Genomic DNA, 14,962 nt, shown 5'->3' with positions numbered 1-14,962 from the left:
CGGTACCCCCGCCGAAACAACCGTCATCCGGGCCCGGCGGGCAATTCGTTTGATTCGATGCCGCCCGGGCATCGAGCGCCAATGGTCACGGATGACAACGCGGTGCTGATCGGTGGCCCGCGGGACGGCGCGACGGTCAACGCCGGCGACGCGGTGGTGGTCGAGTTCGAGATCGACGAACTCCTCTACCGCTACACCCTCTCGAGGCGGCGGCTCACCACCGGCGGACACGCGTATCTGGTGTTCGACTACGACGGTGAGACGGCCCTCAACCCCTGAACCCCGATGCGTGGCAGGACACCCGGCCGGGGTGGACTGGGCCCGGCCGGGCACCTATCAGGAGCATGCGACCCATCCGTCGGGAGACGGCGCAGGAATCGATGTGTCGCACGGCCGACCGCTACCCGGCCGCTCCGGCGGTCAACCAAATCAGCGCGTGACGTATCGCCCGGGTCGGTGGTTCTGGGCGATGACGAGGTTGAGCACGACCGCCCCGAGCGCCGACACGGCGACGGTCCGGACCGGCACGACCAGCAGGCCGAGCAGGATCACGGCCCCGTCCAGGGCCAGCTGCACGTGTCCGGCCCGCCACCCGAGCCGCTCCTGGCAGACCAGCGCCACGACGTTGAACCCGCCGAGGCTGGAGTCGTGCCGGAACAGGATCAGCAGCCCGACCCCGACCGCCAGGTTGCCGGCCAGCGCCGCGTAGAGCGGATCGATCCAGTCCACGCCGACGACCCGCGGGTGCACCAGCGTGAACAGCGCGACCAGGCCGACCGCGATCCCGGACCGCAGCGCGAACCGCCACCCCTTCCGCACGACCGCGAGCACGACGAACGGCAGGGTCACGGCCGCGTAGAGGATCGCGAACGGCACCGGCACGAGGTGCCCGAGCAGCAGCCCGACGCCGGCCGTGCCCCCGGTGACGGCCCCGCCGGCGGCGAGCAGAAACAGCCCGGCGGACGCGAGAAACGTCCCGGTGACGATCCCGAGGACGTCGTCGACCAGGGTGTGCCGGAGCGCCGGGGACGCCGGCGCGGCAGAGGTCACGCTCATGCCGCCCAGCGTGCGTCGCGCACTCCGTTCTGCGCAACAGAGGCAGAAGCTACTGCGCATATTGTACTGCCAGTGCCCGCGCGAGTGCCAAAATGCTCACCATGGACAGCCTCGACGCCCGCATCCTCCTGGCCCTGGACGACGACCCGGACGTCACCACCCTCGCCCTGGCCCACCGCCTCGGCATCGCCCGCAACACCCTGCACGCCCGACTGCAGCGCCTGCGCACGACCGGCGCCCTGCGCGACTTCAGCCGCCGCGTCGACCCGGCCGCACTGGGCCGCGGCCTGACCGCGTTCGTGTCGGTCTCCCTGAGCCAGACGACGGCCCGCCGTGCGATCGCCGCCCTGCACGACATCCCCGAGGTGATCGAGGTCCACGCCACCACCGGCGAGGCCGACCTGCTCCTGAAGGTCGTGGCACGCGACACCCACGACCTGCACCGCATCTCCGACACCCTGGTCCAGATCCCGGACGTGGTCCGCACCAGCACGGTCATCTCCCTGAAGGAGGAGATGCCCCTGCGCCTGCGCGCCCTCCTCGAGCACCGGACGGCCGCCGTATGACCGCCGCCCACCTGCTGGTGCCGAGCCCCCTGTTCGGCCCGCGGTCCTGGTCGCCGGTCGCGGCCCGCCTGCCGCTCGCCGCGGTCCCGTCCCTGGCCGCGGTGTGGGATCGCGACCCGCCATACGCCCCGCGCGTGGCGGAAATGGTGGCCGCGGCCGCCGCCACCCTCCCGAACGAGCCCGTGCGCCTGGTGGTGCACAGCGGCGCCGGTCGCCTGGTGCCGGCCATCGTCGAGGCATCGCCGCGCCCGGTCGCCGAGATCGTGTTCGTCGAGGCCGCCCTCCCGGCCCGGGCCGGGCCGACGCGGGCCGCGCCACCGCAGCGCCTGGACGAGCTGCGGGCGATGGCGGTCGGCGGCCTCCTGCCGCGCTGGACGGACTGGTGGGCCGAGGAGGAGGTCGCGGCGCTGTTTCCGGACGCGCAGACCCGGGCGGCGGTGTCGGCCGAGCAGGTGCGCCTGCCGCTGCGGTTCTACGAGGAGCCGCTGCCGAATCCGCCGGCCTGGACCCGGCACCCGTGCCGATACGTGCTGTTCAGCCCGGGCTACGCGGTGGTCGCGCAGGACGCCCGGGAGCGCGGCTGGCCCGTCACGCACCTGCCGGGCGAGCACTTCCACCAGCTCGTCGACCCGGCCGCGGTGGCCGCGGCGATCACGGCCGGCGCAGGCTGATCTCGACGCGGCGGTTGAAGGCGCGGCCGGGCAGGCTGGGGGAGCCGTCGGCGTTCGTCTCCTCGGCCAGGGGCCGGCTGCTGCCGAGGCCGACCGACGTCACGGCCGCCGCGCTGGTGCCGTGGCCGGTCAGGTAGCCCTTGACGGTGCCGGCCCGGCGCTCGGACAGGGCCTGGTTGCTCGCCGCGGTGCCGGTCGTGTCGGTGTGGCCGCGGACCTGGATGGTGCTGCCGGGAAACTTCGCGTTGATCAACGTGATGACCGCGGCCAGGGTGTTGTTCTCGCTGAGCTGGTCGGAGCCGGTGGCGAAGAGGTTGTCGCTGTTGAAGACCACGATGACGACCTTCTTGCCGGCCGCGTCGCGGGCCGTGACCAGCGAGCCGGAGATGCCGGTGAGGTCGGCGTCCAGGGCCGGCAGGCGGTAGAGCGAGTCCTTGACCAGCCGGACGCCGTCTTCGGGGTCGTTCGGGTTGGGCACGGTACACGGGATACGCAGGACCAGCCCGCCGCCGAAGTCCTGCTGGCCGCAGGTGGGGTCGGGGGTGCTGTCGCCGTTGAGGTCGTCCAGTCCCGGCTGCGCGCCGGGCGGCAGCGAGACGGACTCGGCGGGCTCGGCCGCCTCCGTGGCCGAGGCCTCCGGAGCAGTTGTCGTCGCCGATGCCGGGCCGGCCGCCGACGGGCCGGAGTCACACCCGGCGACGAGCAGGAGGACCAGCGCGCCGGCGCCGACGGACTGTCGCAGTCTCATGCCCGCGCAGCGTAAGGGCGCTACGCGGGCATGGCCGGTGATGGACGGCTAACCGACAGCCACGATCACCCGGGCGGGGTCGGTGTCGGTGATGTTGGCGGTGATGGGGAAGTCGAAGTAGGTGTCCGGATACGGCTCGTCCCGCAGCGTGTAGTGCCACCACTCGGCCTCGTAGGCGTTGAAGCCCGAGTCCTCCATGATGGTCCGCAGCGTCTGCCGGTTGGCCGTCTCGGCCGCGGTGATGCCCTCGGCGCCGTGGTGGGAGCGCACGTCCATCAGGTCGTGGTCGCCGCCCATCGCGACGAGGGCGCCGTCGCGCCGGTCGAACAGCGTCAGGTCGAGCGTGCTGCCCCGGCTGTGCCCGGACTTGGTGGCGACGTAGCCCAGCTCGAACATCTCGGCCCGGTTGATGTTGGGGTGGAACCGGGCCTTGATCCGGGCGTCCTCGGGCTCCTTCGACCAGCGGATGAAGTTGTCCACGGCCCGCTGCGGGCGGTAGGCGTCCCAGATCAGCAGGCCGAAGCCGAGGCCCTTGGCCTGCTCGCCGGCGCGGATCAGCGCGGTGCCCAGCGCCCGGGTGCCGACGACCCGGTTGGCCAGGTAGCCGTCCACGGGCTTGCCGGTGAAGTTGTCCCAGGTGGCGTACTTGGCGTCCCAGCGGACGCCGGGCACGAACTCGTCGATGTAGACGAAGTCGTCGGTCATCGGGCGGTGCCGGTCAGGGTCAGCGCCACCAGCTTGTCGAGGACCGCGCCGAGCGGCAGGCCGGCCGCGTTCATCATCCGCGGGTAGCGGCTGTAGGAGGTGAGGCCGGGGAACGTGTTGACCTCGTTGAGCGTGACCGAGCCGTCCTCGAGCAGGAACATGTCCACCCGGGCCAGGCCGCGGCAGCCGAGGGCCCGGTAGATCGCCTGAGCCGTCTGCTTCACCAGCGCGGCGGACTCGGCCGGGATGTCGGCCGGGACGATGAACGCCGAGTTCTCCGAGCCGGTCTCCGGCGTCGCCTCCTGGTGGATGCGGAAGAAGCCGTGCGTCAGGGCGACCCGGTCGAGCTCGCCGACGATCAGGTCGCCGTCGTTGCCCAGGACCGAGCAGCCGATCTCCTGGCCGTGCACGGCCCCCTCGATGAGGACCTTGGAGTCGTACTGCCGGGCCGTCTCGATGGCCTCGGCCAGCTCCTCCTTGGCCGAGACCTTGGTGACGCCGAAGGACGAGCCGGAGCGGGCCGGCTTCACGAAGACCGGGTAGGTGAGCTCGTCGCCGTCGACCTTCTCGTCGGCCGTGACGATCGTGAACGTCGGCGTGGAGATGCCGGCGTGGCTGACGACCAGGTAGGTCAGCGCCTTGTCGATGCACAGGGCCGAGCTGCCGATGTCACAGCCGACGTAGGGGATGCCGGCGAGCTCGAAGAGGCCCTGCATCGCGCCGTCCTCGCCGTGCTTGCCGTGCAGGACGGGCAGCACGACGTCGAGGCGGATCGTCTCGTAGCGGCCGTCCTGCAGGACCAGCAGGCCGTGCACGTTGCGGTCCGGCGACACGATGGCCGGGCGGGTGGTGCCGCTCTCCCAGTCCGGGCCGGGGCCGTCGCAGAGCTTCCACTCGCCGCCCTGGGTGATGCCGACGTAGAACGGCTCGTAGCGGGTCGTGTCAAGGTGCTTGGCCACCTCAGTCGCGGACTTGACGGAGACCGGGTGCTCCTCGCCCGTGCCGCCGAACAGAATGCCGATCCGCAACTTATCCATGCTGGTGGTCCCCGCTCTCGAATTTCACACAGTTGATGATGGAGTTCTCGATGGTGTCGCTCAAAGCGTGGTCGGTGTAATACGCGGTGTGCGGGCTGATCAGCACACCCGGGTGCTTCTGCAGCCGCAGCAGCAGCTCGTGCTCCAAGGGCCGGTTGCTGCAGTCGGCGTAGAAGATACCCTCCTCGCCCTCGAGCACGTCCAGCGCGGCCCCACCCAGCCGGCCGGTCTCCAGCGCGTCGGCCAGCGCCTCGGTCTCGATCAGCGGGCCGCGGCCGGTATTGATGATGATCGCGCCGTGTTTGATGAGCTCGATCCGGCGGCGGTCCAGCAGGTGGTGCGTCTCCGGCGTCAGCGGCGTGTGCAGCGTGACGATGTCGCTCTGGCGCAGCAGCTCGTGCAGTGCGACGTAGTTGGCGGCGGTGCTCGGCACGCTGTCGTAGGCCAGGATCCGCACGCCGAAGCCGCGCAGCCGGTCGATGACGGCCGCGCCGATGCGCCCGGTGCCGATCACGCCGACGGTCAGGTCACGCAGCTCCCGGCCGCGGACGTCGTGCAGCCGGTAGTCGTGCACCTCCGCGCGGGCGAAGGTCGACTTCGCGAAGCGGATCGTCATCAGGATCAGCATCAGCGTGTAGTCGGCGACACTGTCGGGTGAATAGGCGACATTGCCGACCTTGATGCCGATGCTCTCGGCGAATTGCACGTTGATGTGATTGAAGCCGATGCTGCGGGTGGACACGTACTCCACGCCCGCCGAGCGCAGCGCCACCAGTGTCTCGTCGGTGATTTTGGTCTTGTGCCCGACGCTGATGCACCGGTGGCCGCGGGCCAGCTCGGCGTTGTCCTCGCCGACCGGTTCATCGGTCATTCTCGGCATGACCCCATACTGGGGTGCCAGGGCCTCGAACAAGGCAGCCTCGTCCGGCTCGCACCCATAGATGGTCATACCGCTCAAGGTCATACGTTCCAGTGAAAACGCCAACGTGTTGCTCCGCCGTATGCAGATTCTGATATGCGGGCAATATACCGCCGCTCGTAGGATCGAGCGGATGCGGGTCTTGATCGTGGAGGACGAGCCGTTCCTGGCCGAGGCCGTCCGCGATGGTTTGCGGCTTTCGGCGATCACCGCCGACATCGCCGGTGACGGCGACACCGCCGTGGACATGCTCGCCCGCAACGACTATGACATCGCCGTGCTCGACCGCGACATCCCGGGCCCCTCCGGCGACGAGATCGCCAAGCGCGTCGTGGCCTCCGGCAGCGGCCTGCCGATCCTCATGCTCACCGCGGCCGACCGGCTCGACGACCGGATCTCCGGCCTCGAGCTCGGTGCCGACGACTATCTGACCAAGCCGTTCGAGCTGCGCGAGCTGGTGCTGCGGCTACGCGCCCTGTACCGTCGCCGCGGCCGCGACCGGCCGCCGGTGCACGAGCTGGCCGGGCTGCGGCTGGACCCGGTGCGCCGCGAGGTGCACCGCGACGGCCGGCCGGTCGCGCTGACCCGCAAGCAGTTCGCCGTCCTCGAGGTCCTCGTCACCGCCGGCGGCGGCGTCGTCAGCGCCGCGGAGCTGCTGGCCCGGGCCTGGGACGAGCGCGCCGACCCGTTCACCGACGCCGTGCGCATCACGATCTCGGCCCTGGGCCGGCGCCTCGGTGAGCCCGCGCTCATCGGCACCGTCGCCGGCGGCGGCTACCGCATCGAGACCGCGCCCGCCGCCACCGTTGAGGCCGCCACGCGAGAGTAGGGCCTGGTTCGCAACTGCGCAGCGGCGCCGGGCCGGTCTGGGCGGGAGGTCTGGACTCCGCCCCGCTCCCATCCCGGCCGGGCGACGGGCGCCAGCCCTCAGCCGGCGGTGAGGTTGTCCTCGACGTCGCGCTGCAGCCGCTCGACCGCGTCGGCGAGGAGCTGCTCGGCCCGCCCGGCCGGGAGCGCCGCGTCCGGCGCCGAGACCCGCACGCGCAGCTGCGCGCCGCCGGCCGGGCCGTCGAGGGCCTGCACCGTGCCCCGCACGTCGTCGCGGTCGGCCAGGTGCCACTGCAGCCGCATGTCCTCCGGCGTGGTGGCGACGACGCAGCGGACCTGCACGCCGCCGGCGCGGAGGCGGACCTCGCCGGACCCGGCCGGCTCGCCGTGCACGCCCGGGGGCAGCCAGCGGTCCAGGTGGGCCGGGTCGGTGAGGTTGCCGAACACCACCTCGGGCGGGGCGGTGAACCCGTACGCGCGATCGATCCCCATGGGGCGCCCGTTACCCGCGCCGGGTCGGGCGAAAACGAATTGCTTCCACCCGCCGGACCTGGCAAGAGGCGCCGCTGGGAGGACCTGTGGCGATGAAGATCGTGGACCAGGCGGAGGCCAACCGGCTCTTGCCCCTCGCGCTGCTGGAGCTGTGGCGGCGGGCCCACGGCGCCGGCTGACGGGCCGGTCGGGGCGCGCCTCAGGACTCCTCGAGGCGGCGGCGCAGCGTCGCCAGGGACTGGCGCAGGATGCGTGAGATCTGCATCTGGGACAGGCCCAGCCGGGCGGCGATCTCGTGCTGGGTCAGGCCGCCGTAGAAGCGCAGCGCCAGCACGCGCTGGGCGCGCTCGGGCAGGCCGGTCATGATCACGTGCAGCGACTCGTGGTTGTCGACGCCGTCCAGGTCCGGGTCCTCGGCGCCCAGGTGGTCGAGGAGCGTGGCCGACTCGACCTGGTTGGCGTGGGCCGGCAGGTCGAGGGAGAGCGGGCGGTAGGTCCGGCCGACCTCCAGGGCCTCGGCGGCCTCCTCGACGTCGATGCCGAGGCGCCCGGCCAGGTCGCGGGCGGTCGGCGGATGGCCGAGGCGGGCGGTGAGCTCGTCCCAGGCGTGGTTGATCGCCTGCCAGTGGTCCTGCAGCCGGCGGGGCACCCGGACCGTCCAGGCCCGGTCCCGGAAGTGGCGCTTGAGCTCGCCGGTGACCATGGCCACCGCGTAGGGGCCGAACTCGATCAGCCGGCCGGGGTCGAAGCCGTCGACGGCCTTGATCAGGCCGAGGTACGCCACCTGCTCGAGGTCGGCCATCGGCTCCGTGGAGCGCGTGTAGCGGTGGGCGAGGCGCTGTGCGGCCGGCATGCACGTCTCGATGATCGTGGTGCGCAGCCGGCGGTGCTGCGCGGGCGAGTGCGCGGCCGCGTGGAGGCGGATGAGGTCGTCGGTCACGGCGGGCGGCCAGCCGGTGGTGATCGGGCCGGTGGCGAGCGACTCGTAGGGGCCGTCGCCGAAGGTGACGTCCTCGTGGGCGCCGAGCTGCTTGGCGGCGCCGGCGATCTCCAGGGCGGTCCGGGCCGCGCCGCGGGCGCCGGGGGTGCGCAGGGAGCCGCCCCGCTGCTCGGCGCGCTGCTGGAGGTACAGCAGGACGCGGATGGCGCCGGCGTCGATCAGCCGGACGTGGGTCAGGTCGATCACGATGTGCCGGCGGCCCCGGTCGAGGCGGTCGAAGATCACTTGGCGGAGGCGCGGCGCGGCGGCGAAGTCCATTGCGCCGCGGACCTCGAAACGGTCCTCGTCGTGGTACGGCCACAGCGCGATGGTGATGGTCATCGAGGTGCGCGGTACCCGAATCGCATGCCCCGACACAAATTTGTCGGAGGGTATGCATTGCGGCAACTTGCAGTTTGGGAGAACGGGTCCGGGGTAGACGGGCGCACACCACGTCTGGCCTGCGGCAGGATCGGACGTCGGCCGAACCCGGGAGGTGCCGTGGAACGGACAGGGGTCGGCGGGGGCTTCAGATGCCCCGTCACGGAGGACTATCCGATCGTCGTCGTGAGCCCGCGCGGTGTGCTGGACGCGGCGGGCGCCGCGACCCTCCGCCAGGCCGTCGCGAAGGCCCTGACCGCCCGGCCCGACCTCGTCCTGCTCGACGTCGCCCGGCTGCGGCCGGGACCCGATCTGGCGCTGTCGGTGCTGCCGATGCTGGCCCGGCGGGCGTCGTCGGCCGGGGCCGCGTTCGTGCTCTGCGGACCCTCGCCGGCCCTGGCGGCGGCCCTGCAGCGGGTCATCGTGTGCCGGCGGCTGCCCGTCTGCGCGTCGCTCCAGGATGCGCTGGCCGAGCGGGCCGCGCATCCGGTGCCCACCCGGCGCCACGCGTTCCTGCCCCCGCTGCGCTCGTCGGCCGAGGCGGCCCGAGCGATCGTGACGGAGGCGTGCGCGGCCTGGGACGTCACCGTGCTGTCCACGGCGGCCGAGGCGGTGACCGGGGAGCTGGTCGCCAACGCGGTGCTGCACGCCGGCACGGAGATCGGCTTCTCGGTCGAGCTGGGCCGCTACTACCTCGTGGTCGCGGTGCGCGACGGCAGCCCGGTCCTCCCGCGGCTGCGCACCCCCGACGACGACGGGCCCGGCTACGGCCTGCTGCTCGTCGACGGCCTGGCCTCCGCGTGGCGCTGCGCCCCGACGGCCACCGGCAAGATCGTGTGGGCCTCGCTGCGCCGGCCCCGCTCCGGCTGACCGCCGAGCTACGGGCGCGGTGACGTGCGGGTCCAGTTGCGGCGCCGGCCGCGCTGCGGGCGACCCCGCAGCGCGGCCAGGCAACGCGGGCAGATGTAGCGCACATCGTCGCCCGGGTTGAGGGTGTCGGTGTCCCGGTACTCCCACGGCACGTGCGGAAACACGCGCAGCCGGGCCCGGAACAGCGACATCCCGCACACCGTCTGGTTCTGGCCGGCCAACCACGCGTGGGCCTCGCCGGCCGGGACCCGGATGCCGTCGGCATCGCGGTGCTCGCCCGACGCCGCGACCGTCGCCCGTGCCATCGCCGCACCCCTCAGCGGCCGAGTCCGCCGGCGACCGGGCGGGCGCGCGGGGCGAAGATCAGGCCGAGCGCGATCATGCCGAGCCCGAGGACCAGGTGCAGCCAGTTGTCGGCGGTGTTGACCGGGACGAAATTGGCGTCCGAGCCGTGGCCGATGACCAGGCCGTAGAGGAACAGCACGAGGTAGATGGCGCCGCCGCCGATGAGGAAGAGGCGGGCGGTGTCCACGCGCCGGGCCATCGCGATGCCGGCGATGCCGAAGAGCAGGTGCACGATGTTGTGCAGGATCGACACCTGGAACACGCCGAGCAGGTGTGCGCCGGAGTCGTGGCCGGCGAACCGCATGTCGCCGTAGTCCGTGGTGATGCCGGGGATGAAGCCGAGGATGCCAACGAGCAGGAAGACAACACCCACGGCCATGGCGACGGTGCGGATGGTCGATCGCTCACTCGCGGCCACGGAGGCGCGCGATTCGGATCTGCTGACCATGACGAACTCCTTTATCGACAACGGTTCGCCGCTCCAGTAACCACCACCCCCGGCACCAAACGTTTTGACCTCAGCGGTCGGTGTCGCCCTCGCCGGTGTGCTGCTGGGCGTAGTCGACGCCCTTGTCGATCTGCCCGGAGTACTTCTCGCCGGTGCGCTGGTCGGCCTGGTCGCCGGCCTTGTCGATGGCCTGGTCGACCTTGTCGTCGTGCTGGTCGGCGAGGTGCTTGGCCTTGTCCATGAAATCGTTCATGCCGGTCCGGTACCCGTCGCGTCCGGCGGTAACCAAGCCAGGCGGGCCGATGTTTCGAGCGATCCGCGGCGGGCAGTTGCGCCCCGACGCCGACTGCGAGGAGCTTCGATGGCCGAGGAGACCGGGCCGCCACCGGACAGCGGCGCCCAGCCGATCAAGATCCCGGAGCCGCATCGGTACCGCACCGACGCCGCGCCGGACCGCGAGGGCGACCCGGTCCGCAACGCGCACGGCGAGGGGACGGCCACGGCGGTGCTGGACCGGCGCCCGGCCCGCATCGAGGGGCCGCTGGTCCACCGGCCGCTGCCCGGCACCGCGTTCACCCGGCTGATCCGCACCACGGACGCGAAGGAGATCGGGGTGCTGTACCTCGTGACCTCCTTCGCGTTCTTCATCCTCGGGGGCTTCATGGCCCTGCTCATGCGGGCCGAGCTGGCCCGGCCGGGGCTGCAGTTCCTCTCGCCGGAGCAGTACAACCAGCTGTTCACCGCGCACGGCACGATCATGCTGCTGCTGTTCGCGACGCCGCTGGTGATCGGCTTCGCCAACTTCGTGGTGCCGCTGCAGATCGGCGCGGCCGACGTCGCCTTCCCGCGGCTCAACGCGGTGTCCTACTGGCTGTTCCTGCTCGGCGGCACCATGGTCGTGAGCGGGTTCGCCACGCCGGGCGGCGCGGCCGACTTCGGCTGGACCGCGTATACGCCGCTGAGCACCCAGCAGCACTCGCCCGGCGTCGGCGGCGATCTGTGGGTCATGGGCCTGGTGATTTCCGGCCTCGGCACGATTCTCGGCGCGGTCAACCTCATCACCACGATCGTCACCTTGCGGGCCCCGGGTATGACGATGTTCCGGCTGCCGATCTTCACCTGGAACATCCTGTGCACCGCGCTGCTCATCATCCTGGTGTTCCCGGTGCTGGCCGCGGCCCTGCTGGTGCTGGAGGCCGACCGCAAGCTCGGCGCCACCGTCTACAACGCGGCCTACGGCGGGCCGATCCTGTGGCAGCACCTGTTCTGGTTCTTCGGCCACCCCGAGGTCTACGTGGTCGCGCTGCCGTTCTTCGGCATCGTCACCGAGATCATCCCGGTGTTCAGCCGCAAGCCGGTCTTCGGGTACAAGGGCCTGGTCGGTGCCACGATCGGCATCACCGCCCTGTCGATGACGGTCTGGGCGCACCACATGTTCGCCACCGGCCAGGTGCTGCTGCCGTTCTTCTCCTTCCTGAGCTTCCTGATCGCGGTGCCCACCGGCATCAAGTTCTTCAACTGGATCGGCACGATGGCCCGCGGCCAGCTGACGTTCGAGACGCCGATGCTGTTCGCCATCGGCTTCCTGGTCACGTTCCTGTTCGGCGGCCTGTCGGGCGTCATCCTGGCCAGCCCGCCGCTCGACTTCCACCTGACCGACTCGTACTTCGTCGTGGCCCACTTCCACTACGTGCTGTTCGGCACGATCGTCTTCGCCGCGTTCGGCGGGGTGTACTTCTGGTTTCCGAAGATCACCGGCCGGATGCTCGACGAGCGCCTCGGCAAGCTGCACTTCTGGACGATGTTCGTCGGCTTCCACATGACGTTCCTGATCCAGCACTGGCTCGGCAGCCGCGGCATGCCCCGCCGCTACGCCGACTACCTGCCGACGGACGGCTTCACGCTGTTCAACACCATTTCGACGATCGGCTCGTTCATCCTCGGCATCTCGACCCTGTTCCTGCTGTGGAACGTCTGGCGGTCATACAAGTTCGGCCGCGTGGTCGCGGTCGCGGACCCGTGGGGCTTCGGCAACTCCCTGGAGTGGGCGACCAGCTGCCCGCCGCCGCGGCACAACTTCGAGTTCCTGCCGCGCATCCGCTCGGAGCGGCCGGCCTTCGACCACAAGTACGGCAAGCAGATCGCCGACATCGCCCGGGACCGCCCGCAGCGCGAGGTCCGCCCGGCCCAGGAGCTCGACGATGAGGGCTGAGTGGCGGGTCTTCGCGGTCATCGGCGGCTTCCTGGTGGTGGTCACCGGCGTCTACGCCTGGCTGACCCACGTGATGAACGGCGGCGTGGAGCGGGTCGGCACGGTCGCGCTGCTCCTGTCGGTCCTGCTGTGCGCGATGATCGGCGGCTCCTGGTATCTGATCTCCCGCCGGATGCCGCCGCGCCCGGAGGACCGCGAGGACGCCGAGCCGGCCGACGGGTCCGGGGACGTCGGCTTCTTCAGCCCCTACTCGTACTGGCCGATCCTGGTCGGCCTGGGCACCGCCACGGCCGCCTTCGGCATCGCGGTCTGGCAGTTCTGGCTGGCCGGCGCCGGCCTGGTCCTGGTGATCTTCTCGGCCGCGGGGCTGCTGTTCGAGTACTACACCGGCAGCACCCGCAGTCCGGACTGACCCGCGATCGCCGCCGTCCGCCTGGTGGTCCTGCTTGCCCATTGAGCGGCACAGTTCTATATTCGCGTCACCAAATGTGGTCCGACTGGACCGCCTAGTGGACCGCTCCGGAAGGGGAGCACGGTGACGCAGCAGCACATGGATCGGCGTCAGATTCTCAAGGGAGCGGCCGCGGCCGCGGTGGCCCCGGGGTTCGCCGCGGAAGCCGGGGCGGCCGGGCACGTACCGGCGTCCTGCACCGCGCCCGTGGCCCGGGACTTTCCCAAGGTCGGCGGCAACTACGGCAACCAGAACTTCTCCGCGCTCATCCGCATCCAGCGCGGGAGCCTGAGCCGGCTCGGCGGGGCCTGGGTCAACCGGATCGAGGGCGGGCTGACCACCGGCACGAACCAGAGCACGGCCGTGGCCGTCGGCGGGATGCTGTACATCGAGTCGGCGCTCGGCAACGTGCACGCCGTCGACGGGGTCACCGGTGCCACCAAGTGGACCTACCACCAGACCCGGGGGACGCTGACCCGCCGCGGCGTCGCGGTCGGCCAGGGCCTGGTGTTCACGCACGGCAAGGGCAACTGGCTCATCGCCCTCGACCAGGCCACCGGGGCCGTCGTGTGGGAGGTGCAGATCAACGGGTACGGCAACATGGAGAAGGTCGCCATCACCTACCACGACGGCCGGCTGCACCTCGGCACCCACGACAGCGACCGGGCCGCCGCCGTCGCCGTCAACGCCACCGACGGCACCGTGGCCTGGCACTTCTGGGGCATCCCCGGCCCCGGCGAGCCCGGCAACGAGACGTGGGAGGGCGACTCGTGGCAGACCGGCGGGGCCACGCCGTGGATGCACCCCGCCCTCGACCCCGAGCTCGGCCTGATCTACTGGACGTTCGGCAACGCCCGCGGCAGCCGCTCGTCGCAGGACGGCTCGCTGCGCGGCGGGACCAACCTGTACTCCAGCTCGATCGTCGCCCTCGACATCAAGACCGGGCAGTACCGCTGGCACTTCCAGTCCATCCACCACGGCATCTGGGACATGGACAACACCATGGCGCCCGTCCTCGCCGACGTGCGCATCCACGGCCGGCCCCGCAAGGTCGTCGTCTACGGCAGCAAGTCCGGCATGTACTTCATCCTCGACCGCACCGACGGCTCCGCGCCGCTGGGCATCGACGAGCGGCCGGTGCCGCAGGACGCCCGGCAGAAGACCTGGCCGACGCAGCCGTTCCCGCGCCAGGGCGCCTGGACCGAGCAGCGCGTCGTGAGCCAGCCCCTCGGCACGGCGGTCCCGGGCGATCCGAACCGGGCCGTGCCCAACTACGTGCCGGGCCGGCTCTACGACCCGCACTGGGACGTGCCGATCCTGTCGATCCCCGGGCACGGCGGCGGCGCCGACTGGGCCGCGCAGTCCTTCAGTCACAGCACCGGTCTGGTGTACACCGGCTTCGGCTACGTCGCCGCGGCGCACTCGCTGACGGAGGCGAGCAACGGGCTGCGGCCGCCGGGGGAGTACCAGACCGGCGGCGTCGTCGCGGTCGACGTCAGCACCAACACGGTCCGCTGGAAGCGGCGCATGCCCTACTCCCTGGCCCACGGCAACGGCATCCTCACCACGGCGGCCGACCTCGCGTTCATCGGCCAGCCCGACGGCAACCTCATCGCCCTGGACGCGCGCACCGGCCGCGAGCTGTGGCGATTTCAGTGCGGCGCGGCGATCAGCAGCAGCCCCATCATGTACGAGGCCGGCGGCGAGCAGTACCTCGCCGTCTACGCCGGCGGCACCGGGATCCCCTACGGCGACTCGGCCCCGCGCGGCGACTTCCTGTGGTCGTTCAAGCTCGGCGGGACGGTCCCCCCGGCACCCACCCCGCCGCCGCCGGTCGTGCGCCGCCCGGTGTCCGGCGGCCCGGTCGAGGGCACCGCGGTCGGCAACAAGGTGATCCTGGCCCGCACCTACAACGCGGCCACCGGGCAGGTCGGCACCGTCGAGTCGACGGCCGTCAACGCCATGGCGCCGACGCACCTGCGGGTCCCGGTGGGCACGACCGTCATGTTCGTCAACCCGGCCGACAACGCCAACGCCCACAGCGCGACGCAGTTCTTCGAGGGGCTGTTCGACTTCCGGCTCGAGCCCGGGCAGTCGGCGACCTACACGTTCACGCGCGCCGGCGAATACTTCTTCAACGACTCCTACAGCCCCCGCCCGACCGGCAAGATCGAAGTGTACTGAGGTCGGTCTTCCCCGCCGCCCTCGGCGCGAGTATAAGTAACTATCTAGTACGTTAACCCCGCGCCGAGGG

The 14,962-nt window shown here is 71.5% G+C and carries 18 protein-coding genes; 8 read left to right on the top strand and 10 right to left on the bottom strand.

Annotated features, from left to right (window positions below; translation table 11 throughout):
• Positions 1-81 precede the first annotated feature (81 nt).
• Positions 82-279, top strand: coding sequence for a hypothetical protein (locus tag ACIA8L_RS43380; protein ID WP_395914054.1), 198 nt, complete (start codon positions 82-84; stop codon positions 277-279).
• Between the two features lie 150 nt (positions 280-429).
• Here the strand turns inward: ACIA8L_RS43380 and ACIA8L_RS43375 are convergent, their stop codons facing one another.
• Positions 430-1,056 (bottom strand): YitT family protein, encoded by a 627-nt coding sequence (locus tag ACIA8L_RS43375; RefSeq protein WP_395914052.1) that lies wholly within the window; start codon positions 1,054-1,056, stop codon positions 430-432.
• Between the two features lie 101 nt (positions 1,057-1,157).
• On the opposite strand from ACIA8L_RS43375, the gene ACIA8L_RS43370 reads away from it, so the two are divergent.
• Together ACIA8L_RS43370 and ACIA8L_RS43365 are read left to right on the top strand one after the other, a co-directional pair.
• The gene (locus ACIA8L_RS43370) at positions 1,158-1,622 is read left to right on the top strand and encodes an Lrp/AsnC family transcriptional regulator (protein WP_395914050.1); all 465 of its coding nucleotides are present in this window, start codon (positions 1,158-1,160) and stop codon (positions 1,620-1,622) included.
• Complete coding sequence (locus tag ACIA8L_RS43365; protein WP_395914048.1) at positions 1,619-2,293, top strand: alpha/beta hydrolase; 675 nt, start codon at positions 1,619-1,621, stop codon at positions 2,291-2,293. Before ACIA8L_RS43370 ends, ACIA8L_RS43365 begins: the two co-directional genes overlap by 4 nt.
• Here ACIA8L_RS43365 and ACIA8L_RS43360 read toward each other — a convergent pair.
• From ACIA8L_RS43360 to ACIA8L_RS43345, 4 genes are read right to left on the bottom strand one after another with little or no spacing between them, the layout of a single operon-like run.
• Positions 2,274-3,041, bottom strand: a complete 768-nt coding sequence (locus tag ACIA8L_RS43360) for an OmpA family protein (protein WP_395914046.1) — start codon at positions 3,039-3,041, stop codon at positions 2,274-2,276. The two genes, ACIA8L_RS43365 and ACIA8L_RS43360, sit on opposite strands and share 20 nt — an antisense overlap.
• Before the next feature lie 48 nt (positions 3,042-3,089).
• Complete coding sequence (gene vanX, locus ACIA8L_RS43355; RefSeq protein ID WP_395914045.1) at positions 3,090-3,746, bottom strand: D-Ala-D-Ala dipeptidase VanX; 657 nt, start codon at positions 3,744-3,746, stop codon at positions 3,090-3,092.
• On the bottom strand, positions 3,743-4,783 hold the full coding sequence (gene vanA / locus ACIA8L_RS43350; protein ID WP_395914043.1) for a D-alanine--(R)-lactate ligase: 1,041 nt from the start codon (positions 4,781-4,783) through the stop codon (positions 3,743-3,745). The genes vanX and vanA overlap by 4 nt, the downstream gene beginning before the upstream one ends.
• Complete coding sequence (locus ACIA8L_RS43345) at positions 4,776-5,747, bottom strand: D-isomer specific 2-hydroxyacid dehydrogenase family protein (RefSeq protein ID WP_395914041.1); 972 nt, start codon at positions 5,745-5,747, stop codon at positions 4,776-4,778. The genes vanA and ACIA8L_RS43345 overlap by 8 nt, the downstream gene beginning before the upstream one ends.
• A gap of 88 nt (positions 5,748-5,835) precedes the next feature.
• Between ACIA8L_RS43345 and ACIA8L_RS43340 the strand changes: the two genes are divergently transcribed.
• Positions 5,836-6,531 (top strand): response regulator transcription factor, encoded by a 696-nt coding sequence (locus ACIA8L_RS43340; protein WP_395914040.1) that lies wholly within the window; start codon positions 5,836-5,838, stop codon positions 6,529-6,531.
• 98 nt (positions 6,532-6,629) lie between these two features.
• Here the strand turns inward: ACIA8L_RS43340 and ACIA8L_RS43335 are convergent, their stop codons facing one another.
• Complete coding sequence (locus tag ACIA8L_RS43335) at positions 6,630-7,022, bottom strand: SRPBCC domain-containing protein (RefSeq protein WP_395914038.1); 393 nt, start codon at positions 7,020-7,022, stop codon at positions 6,630-6,632.
• Between the two features lie 199 nt (positions 7,023-7,221).
• Positions 7,222-8,343 (bottom strand): SigB/SigF/SigG family RNA polymerase sigma factor, encoded by a 1,122-nt coding sequence (locus tag ACIA8L_RS43330; RefSeq protein ID WP_395914036.1) that lies wholly within the window; start codon positions 8,341-8,343, stop codon positions 7,222-7,224.
• A gap of 159 nt (positions 8,344-8,502) precedes the next feature.
• On the opposite strand from ACIA8L_RS43330, the gene ACIA8L_RS43325 reads away from it, so the two are divergent.
• A complete protein-coding gene (locus tag ACIA8L_RS43325) occupies positions 8,503-9,252 on the top strand; it encodes an STAS domain-containing protein (protein ID WP_395914034.1) in 750 nt (249 codons plus the stop codon).
• A gap of 8 nt (positions 9,253-9,260) precedes the next feature.
• On the opposite strand, the gene ACIA8L_RS43320 is transcribed toward ACIA8L_RS43325, so the two are convergent.
• The 3 genes from ACIA8L_RS43320 to ACIA8L_RS43310 form a co-directional block, all read right to left on the bottom strand.
• Complete coding sequence (locus ACIA8L_RS43320; protein ID WP_395914032.1) at positions 9,261-9,557, bottom strand: hypothetical protein; 297 nt, start codon at positions 9,555-9,557, stop codon at positions 9,261-9,263.
• A gap of 11 nt (positions 9,558-9,568) precedes the next feature.
• Entirely contained in the window at positions 9,569-10,045 is a 477-nt protein-coding gene (locus tag ACIA8L_RS43315; RefSeq protein ID WP_395914030.1) for a DUF4383 domain-containing protein, read from the bottom strand.
• A 70-nt stretch (positions 10,046-10,115) separates the two neighbouring features.
• Positions 10,116-10,298 carry an antitoxin gene (locus ACIA8L_RS43310; RefSeq protein ID WP_395914029.1) on the bottom strand — a complete coding sequence of 61 codons (183 nt, stop codon included), beginning with the start codon at positions 10,296-10,298 and terminating at the stop codon, positions 10,116-10,118.
• Positions 10,299-10,406: 108 nt separating this feature from the next.
• Here ACIA8L_RS43310 and ctaD point away from each other — a divergent pair, with 108 nt between their 5' ends.
• From ctaD to ACIA8L_RS43295, 3 genes are all read left to right on the top strand, one after another.
• Positions 10,407-12,257, top strand: a complete 1,851-nt coding sequence (ctaD, locus tag ACIA8L_RS43305) for a cytochrome c oxidase subunit I (RefSeq protein WP_395914027.1) — start codon at positions 10,407-10,409, stop codon at positions 12,255-12,257.
• A complete protein-coding gene (locus ACIA8L_RS43300) occupies positions 12,247-12,669 on the top strand; it encodes a cytochrome c oxidase subunit 4 (protein WP_395914025.1) in 423 nt (140 codons plus the stop codon). Before ctaD ends, ACIA8L_RS43300 begins: the two co-directional genes overlap by 11 nt.
• Before the next feature lie 138 nt (positions 12,670-12,807).
• Positions 12,808-14,892, top strand: coding sequence for a PQQ-binding-like beta-propeller repeat protein (locus ACIA8L_RS43295; RefSeq protein WP_395914023.1), 2,085 nt, complete (start codon positions 12,808-12,810; stop codon positions 14,890-14,892).
• Positions 14,893-14,962: the final 70 nt, after the last annotated feature.

Origin of the sequence: Dactylosporangium sp. NPDC051541, from assembly GCF_044454505.1 — a bacterium.
Taxonomy (GTDB): Bacteria; Actinomycetota; Actinomycetes; order Mycobacteriales; family Micromonosporaceae; genus Dactylosporangium.
Note: the sequence above shows the minus strand (reverse complement) of the source record. Positions and strands in the feature narration are given on the sequence as shown.